The 17,062-nt window shown below is 65.5% G+C and carries 15 protein-coding genes and 2 pseudogenes; 9 read left to right on the forward strand and 8 right to left on the reverse strand.

Going from position 1 to position 17,062, the window contains the following annotated elements:
* Positions 1 to 174: 174 nt before the first annotated feature.
* A complete protein-coding gene (locus MPN20_RS04270) occupies positions 175 to 1,506 on the forward strand; it encodes an MFS transporter (RefSeq protein ID WP_242779875.1) in 1,332 nt (443 codons plus the stop codon).
* Positions 1,507 to 1,590: 84 nt separating this feature from the next.
* Here MPN20_RS04270 and MPN20_RS04275 read toward each other — a convergent pair whose 3' ends face one another.
* Entirely contained in the window at positions 1,591 to 2,241 is a 651-nt protein-coding gene (locus MPN20_RS04275) for a GntR family transcriptional regulator (protein WP_242779877.1), read from the reverse strand.
* 105 nt (positions 2,242 to 2,346) lie between these two features.
* On the reverse strand, positions 2,347 to 3,957 hold the full coding sequence (locus MPN20_RS04280) for an aminotransferase class I/II-fold pyridoxal phosphate-dependent enzyme (RefSeq protein ID WP_242779879.1): 1,611 nt from the start codon (positions 3,955 to 3,957) through the stop codon (positions 2,347 to 2,349).
* Positions 3,958 to 4,031: 74 nt separating this feature from the next.
* Here MPN20_RS04280 and MPN20_RS04285 point away from each other — a divergent pair, with 74 nt between their 5' ends.
* Complete coding sequence (locus MPN20_RS04285; RefSeq protein WP_242779881.1) at positions 4,032 to 4,946, forward strand: LysR family transcriptional regulator; 915 nt, start codon at positions 4,032 to 4,034, stop codon at positions 4,944 to 4,946.
* A gap of 46 nt (positions 4,947 to 4,992) precedes the next feature.
* Here MPN20_RS04285 and MPN20_RS04290 read toward each other — a convergent pair whose 3' ends face one another.
* Positions 4,993 to 5,940: an IclR family transcriptional regulator gene (locus MPN20_RS04290; protein WP_242779883.1), complete on the reverse strand. Its 948-nt coding sequence runs from the start codon at positions 5,938 to 5,940 to the stop codon at positions 4,993 to 4,995.
* Positions 5,941 to 6,131: 191 nt separating this feature from the next.
* On the opposite strand from MPN20_RS04290, the pseudogene MPN20_RS17470 reads away from it, so the two are divergent.
* From MPN20_RS17470 to MPN20_RS04310, 4 genes and pseudogenes are all read left to right on the forward strand, one after another.
* A pseudogene (locus MPN20_RS17470) lies at positions 6,132 to 6,224 on the forward strand (lycopene cyclase family protein); the annotation flags it as partial.
* 105 nt (positions 6,225 to 6,329) lie between these two features.
* Positions 6,330 to 6,572, forward strand: a pseudogene (locus MPN20_RS17475) (acyl-CoA synthetase); the annotation flags it as partial.
* A 158-nt stretch (positions 6,573 to 6,730) separates the two neighbouring features.
* Complete coding sequence (locus MPN20_RS04305; RefSeq protein WP_347566796.1) at positions 6,731 to 7,543, forward strand: ATP-binding cassette domain-containing protein; 813 nt, start codon at positions 6,731 to 6,733, stop codon at positions 7,541 to 7,543.
* 160 nt (positions 7,544 to 7,703) lie between these two features.
* Positions 7,704 to 7,898, forward strand: coding sequence for a hypothetical protein (locus MPN20_RS04310; RefSeq protein WP_242779885.1), 195 nt, complete (start codon positions 7,704 to 7,706; stop codon positions 7,896 to 7,898).
* A 56-nt stretch (positions 7,899 to 7,954) separates the two neighbouring features.
* On the opposite strand, the gene MPN20_RS04315 is transcribed toward MPN20_RS04310, so the two are convergent.
* Entirely contained in the window at positions 7,955 to 8,965 is a 1,011-nt protein-coding gene (locus MPN20_RS04315) for a threonine/serine dehydratase (RefSeq protein ID WP_242779887.1), read from the reverse strand.
* Between the two features lie 62 nt (positions 8,966 to 9,027).
* Positions 9,028 to 10,380 (reverse strand): MFS transporter, encoded by a 1,353-nt coding sequence (locus tag MPN20_RS04320; protein ID WP_242779889.1) that lies wholly within the window; start codon positions 10,378 to 10,380, stop codon positions 9,028 to 9,030.
* Between the two features lie 311 nt (positions 10,381 to 10,691).
* On the opposite strand from MPN20_RS04320, the gene paaZ reads away from it, so the two are divergent.
* The gene (gene paaZ, locus MPN20_RS04325; RefSeq protein WP_242779891.1) at positions 10,692 to 12,728 is read left to right on the forward strand and encodes a phenylacetic acid degradation bifunctional protein PaaZ; all 2,037 of its coding nucleotides are present in this window, start codon (positions 10,692 to 10,694) and stop codon (positions 12,726 to 12,728) included.
* A gap of 75 nt (positions 12,729 to 12,803) precedes the next feature.
* Here paaZ and MPN20_RS04330 read toward each other — a convergent pair whose 3' ends face one another.
* Genes MPN20_RS04330 through paaI form a run of 3 tightly spaced genes read right to left on the reverse strand, consistent with a single transcriptional unit; the run spans position 12,804 to position 15,413 of the window.
* Positions 12,804 to 13,541, reverse strand: a complete 738-nt coding sequence (locus tag MPN20_RS04330; protein ID WP_242779893.1) for a TetR/AcrR family transcriptional regulator — start codon at positions 13,539 to 13,541, stop codon at positions 12,804 to 12,806.
* Between the two features lie 57 nt (positions 13,542 to 13,598).
* Positions 13,599 to 14,894 carry a phenylacetate--CoA ligase PaaK gene (paaK, locus tag MPN20_RS04335; protein WP_242779895.1) on the reverse strand — a complete coding sequence of 432 codons (1,296 nt, stop codon included), beginning with the start codon at positions 14,892 to 14,894 and terminating at the stop codon, positions 13,599 to 13,601.
* A gap of 60 nt (positions 14,895 to 14,954) precedes the next feature.
* Positions 14,955 to 15,413, reverse strand: coding sequence for a hydroxyphenylacetyl-CoA thioesterase PaaI (paaI, locus tag MPN20_RS04340; RefSeq protein ID WP_242779897.1), 459 nt, complete (start codon positions 15,411 to 15,413; stop codon positions 14,955 to 14,957).
* A 373-nt stretch (positions 15,414 to 15,786) separates the two neighbouring features.
* Between paaI and paaA the strand changes: the two genes are divergently transcribed.
* Complete coding sequence (gene paaA / locus MPN20_RS04345; RefSeq protein WP_242779899.1) at positions 15,787 to 16,755, forward strand: 1,2-phenylacetyl-CoA epoxidase subunit PaaA; 969 nt, start codon at positions 15,787 to 15,789, stop codon at positions 16,753 to 16,755.
* Complete coding sequence (gene paaB / locus MPN20_RS04350) at positions 16,752 to 17,054, forward strand: 1,2-phenylacetyl-CoA epoxidase subunit PaaB (protein ID WP_242779901.1); 303 nt, start codon at positions 16,752 to 16,754, stop codon at positions 17,052 to 17,054. The genes paaA and paaB overlap by 4 nt, the downstream gene beginning before the upstream one ends.
* Positions 17,055 to 17,062: the final 8 nt, after the last annotated feature.

Genomic DNA, 17,062 nt, shown 5'->3' on the forward strand with positions numbered 1-17,062 from the left:
GGTTATAACTGGTCCGCTCGACGGTAAGTGGTCCGCTCGATGTTGTTTCGTGCAGGCTGGCGCGGAGGCGCGCCCACGCGCGGTTCCATCTAGGATGCAACATGTATCCTAGATGCGGAGCGCTCACTGAAGGGCGACCAGACACAGTCGTCTGACGAGAGGGAATCTCAGGCAGTGAAGTACTCGCGGGTGGGATCGCAGCTCAAACTCATCATCGCCCAGCTCTTCGCTGGAGCCGGGATCGCCTCCGGCTACGCGGTGGGCGGCCTGCTCGCTGAGCAGATTACGGGCAAGACGGCGATGGCCGGCTTCGCCCAGATGAGCGTCATCCTCGGCGCCGGCCTCATCGCCTATCCGCTTGCCGTGTTGGCCGGAAAGCGCGGTCGACGTACGGCTCTGACCTTGGGCTTCAGCATCGGTGCGGCGGGTGCACTCGTCGTCCTCCTCGGAGTCACCCTCCAGCTGCTGCCGATCTTCATGCTGGGGATGATGATGTGCGGCTCGGCCACCGCCTCGGGTCTGCAGGCTCGCTACGCCGCCGCCGAGCTCGCGTCCTCGGCCCACTCCGGTCGCGCGATGTCACTGGTCGTCTGGGCCACGACCGTCGGTTCGGTGCTGGGCCCCAGCTTCACTGCTCCCGGCGCTCACTTGGGTCAGGCGTTGGGTCTCAACTCCTTGGTCGGCCCCTACCTCATCTCGATGGTGGCGTTCCTCCTCGCCATGTTTGCCGCCTCAACGTTCGTGAACGCGCCGAAGCAGCTCGAGGCCTCGGGGGCAGACCCGTCACCGGCCGATTCGTCACCGACGGATTCGTCACCGACGGATTCGTCACCCGATGAGCCGACACTGCGTCTGGGCCCGGCACTGCGCCTTGCCCTGTCCCACCCACTGCCGCGGCTGGCCATGATCACGATCATCGCGGGCCAGATGATGATGACCAACGTCATGGTCATGACCCCGGTGCACATGGATCATCAGCACTTCGATCTGCGCATCATCGGCATCGTTGTCAGCGTCCACATCGCCGGCATGTACGCCCTGTCGCCCCTCTTCGGGTGGGTCGCCGACCGGTGGGGCGCGGCCACCGTGATTCTCGGCGGCATCGTCGTCTTCGCCGCCAGCATCACCCTGGGCATGATCGCGGCCGTGGGGCCCGAGGATTCCATGGTCCTGCTGAGTCTGGCCCTGCTGCTCCTGGGCATCGGATGGTCGATGTTCCTCATCGGGGGCTCCGCGCTGCTGTCGTCATCGGTGCCGAAGCCGGCCCGCGTTCCGCTGCAGGGAGCCTCGGACGCTGCGATGAACCTCGGCGGCGCGCTGATGGCGGCCATGGCGGGAACGGTGCTCGGCGCCGGGGGCTTCCTGGCCATCAATTTCATGGCCACCGGCGTCCTGGTGATCACGGTGATCGTCTTCGCAAGCGCTGCCCGCTCGATCCGTTGGCCATGGCAGTCACCCGCCGAGGTTGTCGACCGTGACCGTGTCAGCGCCGGAGCGTCGGACTGAGAGGACCGAACTTTCCGGCTGAGGTCGCCGGTCAAATGGCAACTTCGCCAACTTCGCCAGCTGCGCCAGGTTCGGCGTTCGACCTCAGTCTCGCGGACCTCCGTGGTACGTGTTCGTCAGGTGACCCTCGAGCAGATCGCGGAACTCGTCGGCATTGCCCGCGGTGACCGCGGCGAGAAGCTCCCGGTGCTCGTCGACGATGGACGCAGAGCGCTCGAGGAGCCTGTCGCCGAAGCTGTAGAGCAGGAACCGCTGCCGGTCGGCCAGGCGGTCGTAGAGCTCGAGGACCACTGAGTTTCCGGCCGCGGTGACGAACGACCGGTGAAACGAGACGCTGAGTTCGACGAAGGTCCCGACATCACCCGTCTCGAGTGCGGTCTGCTGCTCGTCCAAATGCGATTCGAGCTCGCGCGCAAGCCTGACCAGGGCCGAGTCCGCTGTCCGGCGCACCGAGTTCGACTCGATCATGGTCTTCGCCTCGGCGAGCTCATCGATGTCGCGCTCACTGAGCGTACGCACCAGTGCTCCGCGCTTGGGGAAGATCGTCAGCCAGCCCTCGTCCTGCAGTCGAGCCAGAGCCGATCGCACGGGGGTGCGGCTGACGCCGAGCTTTGCCGCGAGCTCCGATTCGCTGAGCATCGTGCCGCTGAGCAGGTCGCCGCTGAGGATTCCGTGACGGATGTGGCCATAGGCCCGTTCGACCGCCGAGGTGGTGCCGGCGTCCGCGTTCGCCATGGTCATCTCCTCCTCCCGCGCTTCAGTCGCTGCCGCGCTCAGTCGCAGCTCGTGGGCCGGGTGCGTGCTCGTCCGGTGACGACGACACATCTTCTCAGTCTGTCGTCACCTCAGATTACGGTACCCGGAATCGTGGGCGACGATGCGGAACGTGTCCATCGTCGAGTCCTGGGCTCCGCGGACGTAGCCCGACGGAGCATCGGCGGTCATGCGGAGGAAGGAGACCACTTCGGCGCTGAGGACCTCACCGGGCAGGACGTTCGGAACTCCGGGCGGGTACGCGGCCAAAGAATCAGCGGAGACCCGGCCGATCGCCTCGGCGAAGGGAACCGTCCGGGTCTGGGCGAAGTACGCATCGCTGATCTCCATGGCCTTCTCGCAGCTGCCGGGCAGCACGATGGGACGCTCCGGCTCGACCTCGGACTGCGGGAGCGACTGAAGCGCAGTCCAGAAGCGATCGACGTCGACCGGCGAGGTCGCGCCGATGAGCAGCAGCAGCGCCGAGGGGGTCGCGAGTTCGCAGTAGATCCGGTGATCGCGGATGAGCTGGTACTGCGCCTCGGACCCGGTGATCCCGGCGCCGCGGGTGTCGATGACGACCTTGAACGGGTCGTTGGCGATCGCATCATGGCCGTCGAGGATGTCAGGGGTCGCGTCGCGGAACCGGGCGTCGTTCTGGACTCGGGTGCGGATCTCCTCGGCGGTGTTCAGCGCTGCCTCGATGGCTTCGGGGTGGGTGACGAGATGACGTCGTGCTTCGTCGAGGGAGGCCAGCAGCAGGGCACTCGTCGAGGTCGACTGGTAGGACTTGACTACCCGATCGACGAGGGTCTCGATGCGCTGGGCCTGCGGTCCGTGGCCCAGCTGAACCATCGCGGATTGGGTGAGTGAGCCGGCGCCCTTGTGCGTGCTCGAGATGACGAGGTCGGCGCCGCAGCGCACGGCATTGACGGGCAGCCGAGAGTGCATGCCCAGGTGGGAGCCCCAGGCCTCGTCGACGATGAGGGGAACATCGTGGCGGTGGGCCACCTCGGCGATGGCGGCGATATCGGCCACCGCACCGAAGTAGCTGGGGGAGACGAGGTAGACGGCAGAGCTGTCCGGGTGCTCGGTCAAGGCGGCCTCGACCTGATCCGGGGTGACGCCGTGGGAGGAGCCGAGTCCGGCATCGACGCGACCGTGGACGAAGTGCGGGCGCAGGTCTGCGTGGGTGATGCCGTCGATGACCGAGGAGTGGACGCTGCGCTGGAGGACGAATTCGCGGCCGAGCCCACGCACGACGGTCGTCGCAATGTGGTTGCCGCCCGAGGCGCCGTTCGTGATGAACCAGGCGCGCGACGCACCCCAGGCCTCGGCGGCGAGCTGCTGAGCTTGGACGATCGGAGTCTGGCGTGAGTGGTTGACCATCCGCCAGTTGTCCTGGTCGATGCCGCTGAAGAGCATGGGAAAGTCGATGCGCAGGGCGTCCTCGCCGACGACACCGCCCAAGCCCGGTGCATGGTCACTGCTGCCCTGATGGGCGGGCACGTGCAATCGCAGCCAGTCCTCGTTTGCCAGGGAGCGCACGGCATCTGCGTAGGGCGCAGTGTGCTGGCGGGGGTCGATGGCGCTGCCCGCCTGTGCAGGTGCAGGTGCCTGTGCAAGTGCAAGTGCAGGTGCAAGTGCAGGTGTAGAGTCGATCGTGGTGTCTGGGTGCAGGTGAGTTTCGGCGAGCATGTGTCCCACGTTAGGGACTCGAATCGATCTACGATATAGCAAGAAATCGTTCACGTTGACATAGTCTCTATATCATGATGAACCTGCAGCAGTTCCGCGTCCTGCTGGCCATTCGGGACGAAGGAAGCCTCAACCGCGCCGCCGAGGCGCTCGGCTTCGGAGTGCCGACCGTGACCCATCATCTGCGCACGCTCGAATCGCATCTGCGGGTCAGGCTGGTCGAACGAGCGCGCAGCGGGACCCGTCTGACGCCGCTGGGAGAGTCCTTCGTGGAGGAGATCGCGCCCGTGCTGGAGCGCATCGACCGCGCAGAGAAGATCGTCACCGCCCAACGCGATGCCGGTGTCGTGTCATTGCGGATCGGATCGTTCGCCTCGCTCGGCTCACGTCTGCTGCCAGCCGCCATCGCCGAGCTGCAGCATCGGACATCCGTGCGAGTCGAGGTCGTCGAGGCTGAGCCGAGTGAGGTGGTGCGCATGCTCCACACCGGCGAAGTCCATGCCGGCATCATCTACGACATTCCCGATCTCCCCGAATTCACCGGACCTGACCTGCGGCTGCGCACTCTCCTCGAGGAGCCCTATCGGGTCATGGTCGCCCGTGACGGGGAGCTCGCCGCCCACGACATCCTCGATTTCGAGGACATGAGCATGATCGATTGGGTGCTCAGCCGCAGCGAATCCGAAGCCTCGGTGCGGGTGCTGCGCCGGATCTACGGGGCGCTGGGCTTCGAGCTGCGCGAGCTCATGCGCAGTGACGACCTCTATATGATCCACGGGCTCGTGGCCGAAGGCCTTGGTTGCGCCCTGACCACCGAGGCTGCTGTCGACACGGACTTCGACGTGGTCCTCAGGCCGGCGAAGCAGGACCTGGGCCAGCGGCGGGTGTCGTTCGTGAAACGGTCCGGGGCAGTGCCTGCCGCCGTGAACTGGTTGGGGACGATTCTGGAATCGGTTGCTGCGGGACGGGGAGCCGCCTCGGCGAAATGAGGGTGCGGGCCGGTGGCGGTGCGCGCCGCCACGATGACTGTGCGGTTCAGAGCTGTTCGTCCGTGACCGGGGTGTCGTCGGTGAAATCCGGCTCGGAGTCCTCGATCGGATCCTCGTGGTCGCTCTGCGCCTCGGCGATGGCCTTGGCTTCGCGGCGGAGCAGGGCGACGAGGCGTTCGACGCGGGCGCCGGTGACACGGTCGGCGATGCTCGCGATCGACAGGGCGGCGCGGGGACGGCTGCCGCGAATCCTCAGCGGCACGCCCACGGCCCATGACCCCTGGGCGAAGAGGCCGGGGTTGTGCACGAATCCGTCGATGCGGGCCTGGTCGATGACGTCGCGGAGCTGTGTGACCGAGACCTTCGGGTAGCGCTCGGCGTAGATCTGCGCGTTCGCGTCGAACTGCGCATCTACCTCGGCGGGGGAAAGCTCCGAGAGGATCGCGAGGCTGCCGGCGCCGATGCCCAGCGGGTGGCGATCACCCACGGACAGGGCGTTGTTCAGGATCTTGCCGAAGCCCTCCTCGCGGCGGGCGCAGATCGAATAGCTGCCCGTACGTAGGGTGAGGAACGCGGTGTCCTGGCTGAGTTCGGCCAGTCGCAGAAGGCTCGACTCCGACTCGGTGACCAAGGGGTCGACCGATTTCTGCGCAAGCTGACCCAAGATCTGGGACTGCACGCCGAGGCGGTAGCCACCCTCGTCGAAGCGTTCCACGTAGCCCATGGCGATGAGTGCCTGGAGCATTCGGTGGACGCTGGCCTTGGGGCGGCCGCTGATGGAGGCGACCTCGGACAGGCTGGCCCCGCTGCTGCGCTCGCCGGCGATGAGGCCAACGAGGTTGAGCAGGGTGAGGGCGCGCTGGATGCTCTGGGCACCGGTGCCCGGCTCGAGGTCGTCGACGGCGTGGGCGACATTGAACGACGCCGAGCGGCGCAGAATCTTCCCGCGCATCTTCACGCGGTGTTCGTCAGTGGGATCAGCGCGGTTGTGCATGACTCCATTATGGGCCAGCGCTCGGCGCTTGAGCGCACCTTGCTGGGAAACGGAGTCGAAGGGCTGAATGCAAGGTCCGCTTGTGGTCCAGCCACAATCGTGTGTCGAAAAATCTGGACCCGTCCACGAAGCTGGGCGTATGTGTCGCAGGTCACACTCGAAGGACATGCACAAGCGATAGTGAGGAAACCATGTACGACTACATCGTTGTAGGAGCAGGTTCTGCCGGATGTGTGATGGCCGCACGGCTGACCGAGGACCCGAACATTCACGTGGCGCTGATCGAGGCAGGAGCGCCCGACACCGCCGATGAGATCCACATCCCGGCGGCCTTCGGCTCTCTGTTCAAGAGTGAGTGGGACTGGGACCTGGACACAGAGCCCGAACCCTACTGGGAACGAGAGGACGCGACGAAGGAGAGCATCCGTGACGGGTGGTTGCTCTCTGGCGACCTGGCCCAGCAGGACGAGGACGGCTACTACTTCATCGTCGACAGGAAGAAGGACCTCATCATCCGCGGTGGCTGCAACGCCTATCCGCGCGCCATCTGGATCGTAGACGTGCTCCCCAAGGGGCCTACCGGCAAGATTCTGCGTCGCGAGATCTCCGCACCGGAGGACGAGGACTGGTGAGCACACTCGTGCGATCCAGGATGTGGAACATGCTTCTGCCCGGGATCGCCCACCTCGGTGCGGACGCGGCCTAGAATCGGATCGGCCCAAAGCCCTCGACCCCTCGCCGAGGGGCCTGCCTGAGCGAGGGGCAGGCGGCCACGATGAGGAAAGCGAGTGTGAACGAGGTGGACACGACGGTTCTGCAGCTAGACGATGTGACCTTCCGACGTGGGGAGACGAAGATCCTCCACGGCATCAATCTGACAATCGGACAGGGCGAGCATTGGGTCCTCATCGGACCGAACGGTGCCGGCAAGTCCACGATCCTCAGCTTCGCCTCGGCGCAGGTCTTCCCCACCTCGGGAACGGTGGACATCCTTGGTCAGCGCATGGGCCGCGTCGAACTCCAGGCCCTGCGTCGCCACATCGGACACGTCAATCCGCGTCACCCTCTGCGCTCAAATCTGTCCGCGCGCGAGGTCGTCCTCACCGGCCTGACCGGCACGATCGAACGCCCCCTCCGGTGGGAGCCTGCACCGGACGAGATCGCGAAGGCCGACGATCTCATCGCCGAGGTGGGGCTGAGCGCCCGTGCGGATGCGGGTTGGAAGGTGCTGTCCCAGGGGGAGCGGGGACGGGCGCTCGTTGCCCGATCCCTCATCGCCGATCCGGAGCTCCTCCTCTTCGACGAGCCGACCACCGGCCTCGACGTGGCCGCCCGCGAACAGCTGCTCGAGACCATCGATTCGCTGTCCGTGACCTCACCTCAGCTGACGACGCTGCTGGTGACCCATCATCTCGAGGAGATCCCGGAGTCCACATCCCACGCCATGCTGATCTCCCACGGTCGACTCACCGCGGCAGGTGAGATCGCCGAGGTGCTCACCACCGACCAGGTCAGTGCTGCCTTCGAGCACCCGATCGACGTCGGTTTCGCCGACGGCCGCTTCTCGGCCCGCGCGATTCGTCCGCGGGCAGCAGCGGTGTAAGTGGCGGCGACGGTCTGAGGGAATCTGTCAGCCGTTCAGCTACGCAGCCGCCTCGGCGAAGACCTGCCTGACCGGGCTCTGGCGGGTCGGCCGCTTCGGCCGGTTCGATTCCGGGACCCGCGTCATTGCGCACTCACACCACGCGGCATAGTCTTGAAGCATGAAGATGAGTACCGTATGGAGCATCGTTGGCGCGATCATCGCCATCATCATCGCGTGGTGGGTGGTCAACGTCGCGTTCTCAATCGCGTGGTTCCTCGTCAAGGCGATCATCGCCGTCGTCGTCGCGGCCGTCATCTTCGCCCTCATCAAGCAGGCCTTCCGGTCCAAGGACAAGCAGCGCACCCGCGACTGACTCTGCGCGCCGGTACGCATCAACCGCTGCGTCGGCGCACGTGAAGCGAAAGTGCTTCAGAGATCGCCGAGGCTGGTGTTCGCTCCGCACAGCACGACGCAGACCTTCTCATCTGGTGCCGGCACATAGCTCCCGGAGCCGGCTGAACCGTGGATCCCCGCCAGTGCAGTCGCGGCGGCATGCTCGACGGCCAATCGGTGTTCGCCCCACAGATGACGGCGAGCGGAGATGATCTGCTCGTCATCGACCAGCACCGAGGTGACCAGGTCGTTCTGCGCTGCAGCCACAGCCAGGGGCGTCGCCCGACGTGCACCCAGAGAGTCCGCGGCCACCGAATCGACCGGAACGTCGACGGGCTCGCCGGCCTCCAGTGCAGCATTCAACGCTCGACAGTTCCTCGGTTCCACCGCGACGGTGCGCACCCCATGGAAGGTGGCGGCCGTTGCCACGCCGGCGAACAGCCCGCCTCCGCCGACGGAGACGACAACCGTGTCGAGGTCGGGGATCTGGGACAGGATCTCGGTCATCATCGTCCCGGCACCGGCGGCGATGAGCGGATGATCGTAGGCATGCGAAGCCAACGCCCCTGAGGACTCGGCGAATTCCTGGCAGGCCAGGGCCGCCTCGGCGAATTCCGATCCGATCAGACGCACATCGGCACCGTAGCTGCGCAGCCGCTCGACCTTGACGGCGGGAGCGTTGGCCGGCAGGAACACGGTCGCCGGAACACCAGCGTCCCGAGCAGCCCAGGCGCAGGCCAAGCCCGCGTTGCCGCCGGATGCGATGGTCACACCCGCCTCGGGGAAGGTGCCCTCGGTGAGGTGGGTTTGGATGAAGTTCTGCGCTCCGCGGGCCTTGAATGTGCCCGTGTACTGCATGAACTCAAGGGCGAAGTGGACGCCCGAACCTGCGGGGTCGTCTGCTGGCGGGGCACTCCAGGTGGCGGCCGTCGGCGTCGGTGCCTCTGGGCGATTCCCGGGCTGGGCCGAGGCGACCGTGACCGGACGGACGCGTCCGGCGATCCGTGCGGCGGCCGCTTCGATATCGGGATAGGACAACTCTGTCACTGGTGCCTCCTGAGGTTTGCGGTTCGGCTGTTCCTCCAGCCTAGACCCCTTGGGCTGCCCGCTCAGCTCGTGTGCTTGGCGATGCCCAGCGACACGCCCTTCGTCTCCTTAACCAGGCTGACGGCGATGAGCGAGATGACGCAGACGATGATCATGTAGACCGCGATCGACAGTGACGACCCGGTGCGTGCCAGCAGGGTCTCGGCGATGGTCGGAGCGAAGGCGCCGCCGAGGATCGCACCCAATGCGTAGCCGATCGAGACCCCGGAGTAGCGGACCTGGGCTGGGAACATCTCCGCATACATCGCGGACATCGGGCCGTAGGACAGGCCCATGCCGACGGTGAGGACGAAGATGCCGATGCCGTACATCCAGATGCTGCCGGTGTCGATCATGAGGAACGTGGGGACCAGCCACAGGATGAGGAAGATGTAGCCGATCTGGAAGGTCCGCACGCGGCCGAGCTTGTCCGACAGGGCTCCGCCCCACATCGTGAAGATCAGCCAGCCGAAGCTCGCCAGCGTGGTCGCCAGCAGTACGGGAGCTCGGTCGAGGCCGACCATCCCGCCCTCTTCGATAGGCCGCGAGGCGTAGGCGGCGAAGAACGCGATGATCATGTAGCCGACGGCGTTGTTGCCGATGAAGATCAGTGCCGAGAGGACGACTTCCTTCGTGTTCTTCCGAAACAGCGTCGACAGTGGGGCTGAGGATTCTGCGCGGCGTTCGGCGAGCTCCGCGAAGATGGGGCTTTCCTCGACCTGGCGGCGAATGTAATAGCCGACGACGACCAGCACCACCGAGAACAGGAACGGGATCCTCCAGCCGAAGCTCGCGAACTGCTCAGGGGTGAGGATCGTGGTGAGGATCCAGATCACGCCGGTCGCGAGGATCATGCCGACGGGCACGCCGATCTGCGGGTAGGCGCCGAAGAGTCCGCGCTTGTTCACGGGTGCGTGCTCGACGGAGAGAAGGGCCGCGCCGCCCCATTCTCCGCCCGCGGAGAAGCCCTGCAGGATCCGCAGCAGCGTCAACAGGATGGGTGCGCCGATTCCGATGGCCGCATAGTTCGGCAGGAGCCCGATGAGCGAAGTCGCCAGACCCATGAGGATGAGTGTGAGGACCAGCATCTTCTTGCGTCCGATGCGGTCGCCGAGGTGGCCGGCGATGATCGCGCCCAGTGGCCTGAACAGGAAGGAGATTCCGAGAGAGGCCCAGGCCATGATCTGGGCGAGAGCTGGGTTGTCGGAGGCGAGAGGACCGAAATACTGGACCGAGAGGATGAGTCCCGCAGCCTGAGCGTATATGAAGAAGTCGTACCACTCGATGGTGGTGCCGACGAGGGTCCCGGCCAGAACTTTGCGTTCCTCGCGGGTGATCGAAGTGGGAGCCGCCGCGGCAGGCGTTGCTGAAGTCATGGGTGAACTTTCCGTCGCTGGTGCTGTGCTGTGCTGTGTTGTGTGGTGCTGTGCTGAGCTCTGCGCTGCGGCTGTGGTGATCCTCGACTCTGAGTGATCCTCGACTCTGAGTGATCGCCGCTGTCTCCGCCCGGGTGACCGAACGGTCAGTAATTGGTTTCGAGCATAGTGCAGATGGTGACTGCTGTCACTCGATCTCTCGATCAATGACATTAACCGACCAAGTGGTTAGTATTGCAGTCAGGAATCGGCAGCGGTGCCGAAGATGGCCGCCGTGCACCGGGAGACATCGTTGAACAGGGAGACCAGACATGACCGAGATTCTCAGTTCGTATGTGGCAGGCGACTGGCACACCCCCAGTGGGAGCCCGGACAGCGCTCGGGCGGTCCACGACGCAACCAACGGGCAGCTCCTCCACTACGTCTCCTCGGCTGACGTCGACTTCGCCGCCGTCGACGAGTACGCCCGGACCACCGGTGTCACCGAACTGCAGAAGCTGACCTTCCACCAGCGCGGCGTCATCCTGAAGAAGCTCGGCACCTACCTGATGGAGCGCGCGAAGCACTACCACGAGATCTCGTTTTCCACCGGCACCACGAAGCGCGATGGCTTCGTCGACATCGAAGGCGGCATCGGCACCCTCTTCACCTACTCCGGCGTCGCCCGCCGGCAGATGCCCAACTCCACGGTCCACCTCGACGGGGGAGTCGAGCGTCTGTCGAAGAACGGCACTTTCGTCGGCCGCCATATCCTCACCTCCAGGCAGGGCCTGGCGGTCCAGATCAACGCCTTCAACTTCCCCGTCTGGGGCATGCTGGAGAAGTTCGGTCCCATGTTCGTCGCCGGTGTCCCCGTCGTCGTCAAACCTGCTACCGACACCGCCCACCTGACCCGCGCGGTGGTTGCCGACATGATCGAATCTGGCCTTCTGCCGGCTGGCGCCATCCAGCTCATCAGCGGCGACGTCACCCCGCTCTTCGACCAACTGGCTGAACAGGATGCGATCGCCTTCACGGGTTCCGCTGCTACGGCGAAGCACCTCGGCGGCCTGGACTGCGTGCGCGATCGCGGCACGCGCTTCTTCGCCGAGGCTGACTCCCTGAACTTCTCCCTGCTCGGTCCCGATGCCGCTCCCGGCACCGAGGAATTCGACCTCTTCGTCTCCGGGGTCGTTGACGAGATGACGATCAAGGCGGGCCAGAAGTGCACGGCGATTCGCCGTGCGTTCGTGCCTGAACAGCACAAAGAGGCCGTTGCCGAGGCCCTCATCGCCAAGCTGGAGACTCAGGGCGTCGGTGACCCCCGCGAGAAGTCCACCCGCCTGGGACCGCTCGTGTCGACCAAACAGCGCTCCGACGTTCTCGATGCCATCGATGAGATCATCGCCGGCGGTGCGCATCTGCTCACCGGCGGCCGCGAAGCCTCCGACAGACTGGCCAGTGATCTTGGCGGAGCCTACGTCGCCGCGACCGTCCTCCAGGCCGATGATCCGTGGGCCGACGCCGTCCACGACGTCGAGGCCTTTGGCCCCGTGACCTCGATCATCACCTATTCCTCCACCGCCGAGGCGGTCGAACTCGCCGCTCTCGGGCGCGGTTCCCTGGTCGGCTCGGTCGTCACCCATGACCGTGAGTTCGCCACCGAGTTCGTCCGCCAGGTCGCCCCTTGGCACGGACGCATCCTCGTCCTCGACCGCGACGACGCCGGTGAGTCGACCGGGCACGGTTCGCCCCTGCCCACTCTCATCCACGGCGGCCCCGGACGTGCCGGCGGCGGCGAGGAGATGGGCGGGCTGCGCGGCATCGAGCACTTCATGCAGCGCACCGCGATCCAGGCCTCCCCGGACATGCTCACCGCGATCGGCGGCGAATGGGTCGCCGGCGCCGAACGTCGGACAGGACAGCATCCGTTCACGAAGACGCTGGCCGATCTGCGCGTCGGCGATGCCCTCGAATCCGAACGGCGGACGGTGACACTCGAGGACATTTCGCACTTCGCCGAGTTCACCGGAGACACCTTCTACGCCCACACCGATGAGGAGGCGGCGGCCGCGAACCCGTTCTTCCCCGGACGCGTGGCTCACGGCTACCTGATCGTGTCCTTCGCCGCGGGTCTCTTCGTCCAGCCCGACCCCGGCCCGGTCCTCGCGAACTACGGCCTCGAAGGACTGACCTTCATCACGCCCGTCTCACCAGGCGATTCGCTCAAGGTAACCCTGACAGCCAAGCGCATCACTCCCCGTGAGACCGATGAGTACGGCGAGGTCCGTTGGGACGCCGAGGTGGTCAACCAGAAGGACGAGCCGGTCGCGAAGTACGACGTGCTCACGCTCGTCGCGAAGGAGTAGAGGCGACGCGACCTCGGGGTGGGTGCTGGCAGCCGTCGAGCAGGAGCCTATCGTCTTGAGCGGAAGCCCGGTGCTTTAGGCCTCCAGGCCGTTGAAGGCCATCGAAGTGACTGCGTCGGCGATGGTTTCGGGGTCGACGGGGTAGCCCGGGCGATACCACTCGGTGATGGAGTTGACCATGCCGAAGAGCAGGCGGGTGATCAGGCCGGGCGTGAAGTCCGAGCGCAGACCGCCCTCGGCGATCGCTTCCTTGACGAGGACCCTGATCTTGTCGTCGATCATGCGGCGCTGCTCGAGAGCTTCGCGTTCGACGTCCGAGTTTCCGCGGACCCGCAGCAGCAGGGTCACGGAGTGGTGGTATTCGATGAGGATGACAACGCTGGCATGGACGGCCGCGCGCAGGCGCTCGAGCGCGGTGAGTCCGGTGCGTTGGCGTTCGTCCTCGACCGCGGAGTCCAGGGCGCTGATGCCGCGATTGATCGCCAGGTGCAGCAGCTCCTCCTTCGACTTCACGTGATGGTAGATCGCGGACTTCGTGATCCCGAGTTCGCGGGCGACGGTGTCCATCGAGGTTCCGTCGTAGCCGCGGGCCACGAACACCTCGGTGGCCTTGTTGATGAGCGTCTCCCGGTCGTAGCCCGGGCGCCCGCGACGATTGCGCTTGGGCTGGTCCGATGCGTTCGCCTCGGGCCCAGCGCCTGCCTCGGACCCAGCGCTCGCCTCGGCGCCGGTGGCTCCAGTTTGTGCGCCCACGGCAGCATCAGCACCTGACTCAAGGTCAGGTGTCGGCGCAGGTGAAGTCGTTTTCGGCATGCGCACCAGTCTAGCCAGCCTGCAGTGCGGGGCCCGCAGCCCGCGTCACGAGGTCGATCACCGGATGCCTTCGCGGTGGTCGATGATGCGCTTGAGCTTGCCCACCGAGCGGGGCAGCTCGCCCGGTGCCATGACGGACACGGTCGATGAGACGCCGAGGCGCTCCTTGATCCGTGCGGCGACCTGCTGGCCCAGCCCCTCGAGCTCGACAGCGCCGGCACCTTCGCGGGACTCGACCTCGACGGTGACCTCGTCCATGCGGCCGGGGCGGGTGAGCACGAGCTGGAAGTGCGGGCTGAGGTGCTCGAACTCGAAGAGCACGGACTCGATGTTCGCCGGATAGACGTTGACACCGCGGATGATGATGAGGTCGTCGGAGCGGCCGGTGATGCGCGAGATCCGGCGGAAGTTCGGGTTTGCAGTCCCGGGCAGCAGGCTCGCCAGATCGTGCGTGCGGTAGCGGATGATCGGCAGCGCTTCCTTCGTCAGCGAGGTGAAGACGAGTTCGCCCTCCTCGCCGTCGGGAAGGACTTCGCCGGTGAAGGGGTCGACGATCTCGGGGTAGAAGTGGTCCTCCCAGATTGTCGGACCGTCCTTGGTCTCGACGGATTCGCTGGCCACGCCGGGGCCCATGACCTCGGACAGTCCGTAGATGTCGACGGCGTTGATGTTGAAGGACTTCTCGATCTCCTTGCGCATCTCATCGGTCCACGGCTCGGCACCGCAGATCGCGGTCTGCAGGCTCGTCGTGGTGGGGTCGACGCCCTGTTTGTGGAACTCGTCGAGGATCGTGAGCAGATAGGTCGGCGTGGCCGTGATGATCTCGGGCTTGAAGTCCTGGATCAGCTGCACCTGGCGCTGCGTCTGCCCGCCGGAGATCGGGATGACGGTGAACCCGTGGCGTTCCGCCCCGTGGACGCCCAGGCCGCCGGTGAACAGCCCGTAGCCGTAGGCATTGTGCATCATCTGGCCGCGCTTGCCGCCTGCGCCGCGGATCGAGCGTGCGATGAGACTGCCCCAGGTGTCGAGGTCGCCCAGCGTGTACCCGACGACGGTCGGCAGTCCGGTCGTGCCCGAGGATGCGTGGACCCGGGCGACCTCTTCGCGGGGAACGGCGAACATCCCGAATGGGTAGTTGTCGCGCAGGTCCTGCTTGTTCGTGAATGGCAGCTTCGCGATGTCGTCGAGGCTGGTGATGTCCGCCGGAGTCACACCGAGGTCGTCGAAGGCCTTCCGGTAGAACGGCACCTTCTCGTAGACCTTCGTGACGGTCGACTTGAGGTTGGCGAGCTGATCGGCGCGCAGCTCATCGAGGCTCATGCGCTGGCCGGCGTCGAGATCATTGGCAGTCATCGTTGTCTCCTTGGTCGAACCTGGTGTGCTTCGCAATTCTTAGGGCGCCGAGGTGGGGCGTCATTTCGGCGGGGGCAGAGTGCGGGAACGGCCGCGGTAGACCGCGACGATCTCGTCCCCGCGGGAGACTTCGATGTCGTAGATGCCCGAGCGGCCCTGCTTGACGATCTCCTTGCCGCGGGCGACGAGCTCATCGCCGACGTAGGTCGGCGTGAGGAAGTCGATGTCACCGCCGGAGGCGACGGTGATCGAACCCGGATAGTTGCAGGCCATCGCGAAGGTGGTGTCGGCGAAGAGGAAGACGTAGCCGCCGTGGGTGATGTCGTGTCCGTTGGCCATGATGTCGGTGATGGTCATCGAGCACTGCGCCCAGCCGGGACCGTGGTCGTCGACGGTGATGCCCAAGTGCTGTGAGGCGCGATCATTGGCGAACATCGCAGCGGCCCCGGTGGCAGGTTCACTGCCGGCGCTTTCCGCAGTTCGAGTGGTCGTCGTTGCCTCGGGACTGGGTTCTCCCATGTCAGGCTCCTCTTCGAGTCGCTGATTGCTGTGGTGATCACTCGCTCGGCAGTGGTGACCGCATGTTGACGATGGCAGTTGAGCGCCCGAAGATCCCGGCGTCGGCACCTTCGGAGAATAAACGACCGTCTGGTCAATAAATATCGTAGTGATCGGCGTCTCTGTCAAGTCCGGTGCAGGCACTGAGCGTCCTGTGCGCTTCGCCGCGGCGGGTGCATTGCACCTCGGCGTGCGGTATGCCACACTGAGAGTGAACAATACAGAACAAATGGTCAGTAAATGATGGTCAGTGGATGGTTCGCCGGTGCGTCGGTCGTACGGTGGGCGGACCGAACGCAGGAGCCGGAAGGGCACATCCAAGGGTGGAGTGGTCATGACAACGCAGGTCAATGAGAACCAGTTCGACGAAGCGCAGCTCGAAGGGCAGTTCGCGTCGACGATCAAAGCCAAGGACCGCATCGAGCCGCGCGACTGGATGCCGGAGAAGTACCGCAAGACCCTCGTGCGGCAGGTTGCGCAGCACGCTCACTCGGAGATCATCGGCATGCAGCCCGAGGGCAACTGGATCTCGCGGGCACCCTCGCTGCGCCGCAAGGCGATCCTGCTCGCGAAGGTCCAGGACGAAGCCGGTCACGGTCTCTACCTGTACTCGGCCGCAGAGACTCTGGGCACGACTCGCAACGAGCTCACCGAGAAGCTCATCGCCGGCAAGCAGAAGTACTCTTCGATCTTCAACTACCCGACGCTGTCTTACACAGATGTCGGCACGATCGGCTGGCTGGTCGACGGCGCCGCGATCTGCAACCAGGTGCCCCTGTGCCGGACCTCCTTCGGCCCCTATTGTCGGGCGATGATCCGCGTCTGCAAGGAAGAGTCCTTCCATCAGCGTCAGGGTTACGAACTGTTGATGACGATGATGCGCGGCACCGACGAACAGCGCGCCTCGGTCCAGGAATCGGTCAACCGCTTCTGGTGGCCCTCGCTCATGATGTTCGGCCCGCCCGATGACGACTCCCCGAACACCGAGCAGTCGATGGAGTGGGGCATCAAGACCCACACCAACGACGAGCTGCGCCAGAAGTTCGTCGACATGTCCGTCCCGCAGGCAGAGGCACTGGGGGTGACGTTCCCCGACGACGGTCTGAAATGGAACGAGGAACGCGGTCACTACGACTTCTCGACCCCGGACTGGGACGAGTTCTGGGCCGTCGTCAAGGGCAACGGCCCCTGCAACGAACAGCGCCTCGCCCACCGCAAGCGCGCCTGGGACGAGGGTGCCTGGGTCCGCGAAGCCGCACTCGCCTTCGCCGACAAATCCGCCGCTGAGGAGGCCACGAAATGACACAGACACCAGCGACTCGCGGCGAATGGCCCCTCTATGAGGTCTTCGTGCGCGGCAAGCGCGGACTCAACCACGTTCACGTCGGATCGCTGCACGCGCCCGACGATCAGATGGCGCTGCGCCATGCCCGCGACGTCTACACCCGGCGCAACGAAGGTGTGAGCCTGTGGGTCGTCCGCTCCTCGGACATCACGGCCTCGAGCCCCGACGAGAAGGACCCGATGTTCGCCCCTGCCGGCGACAAGGTCTACCGCCACCCCACCTTCTACGACATCCCCGACGATGTCCCCCACATGTGAGAAGGGCC

This window comes from Brevibacterium sp. ZH18 (assembly GCF_022748595.1).
GTDB lineage: Bacteria > Actinomycetota > Actinomycetes > Actinomycetales > Brevibacteriaceae > Brevibacterium.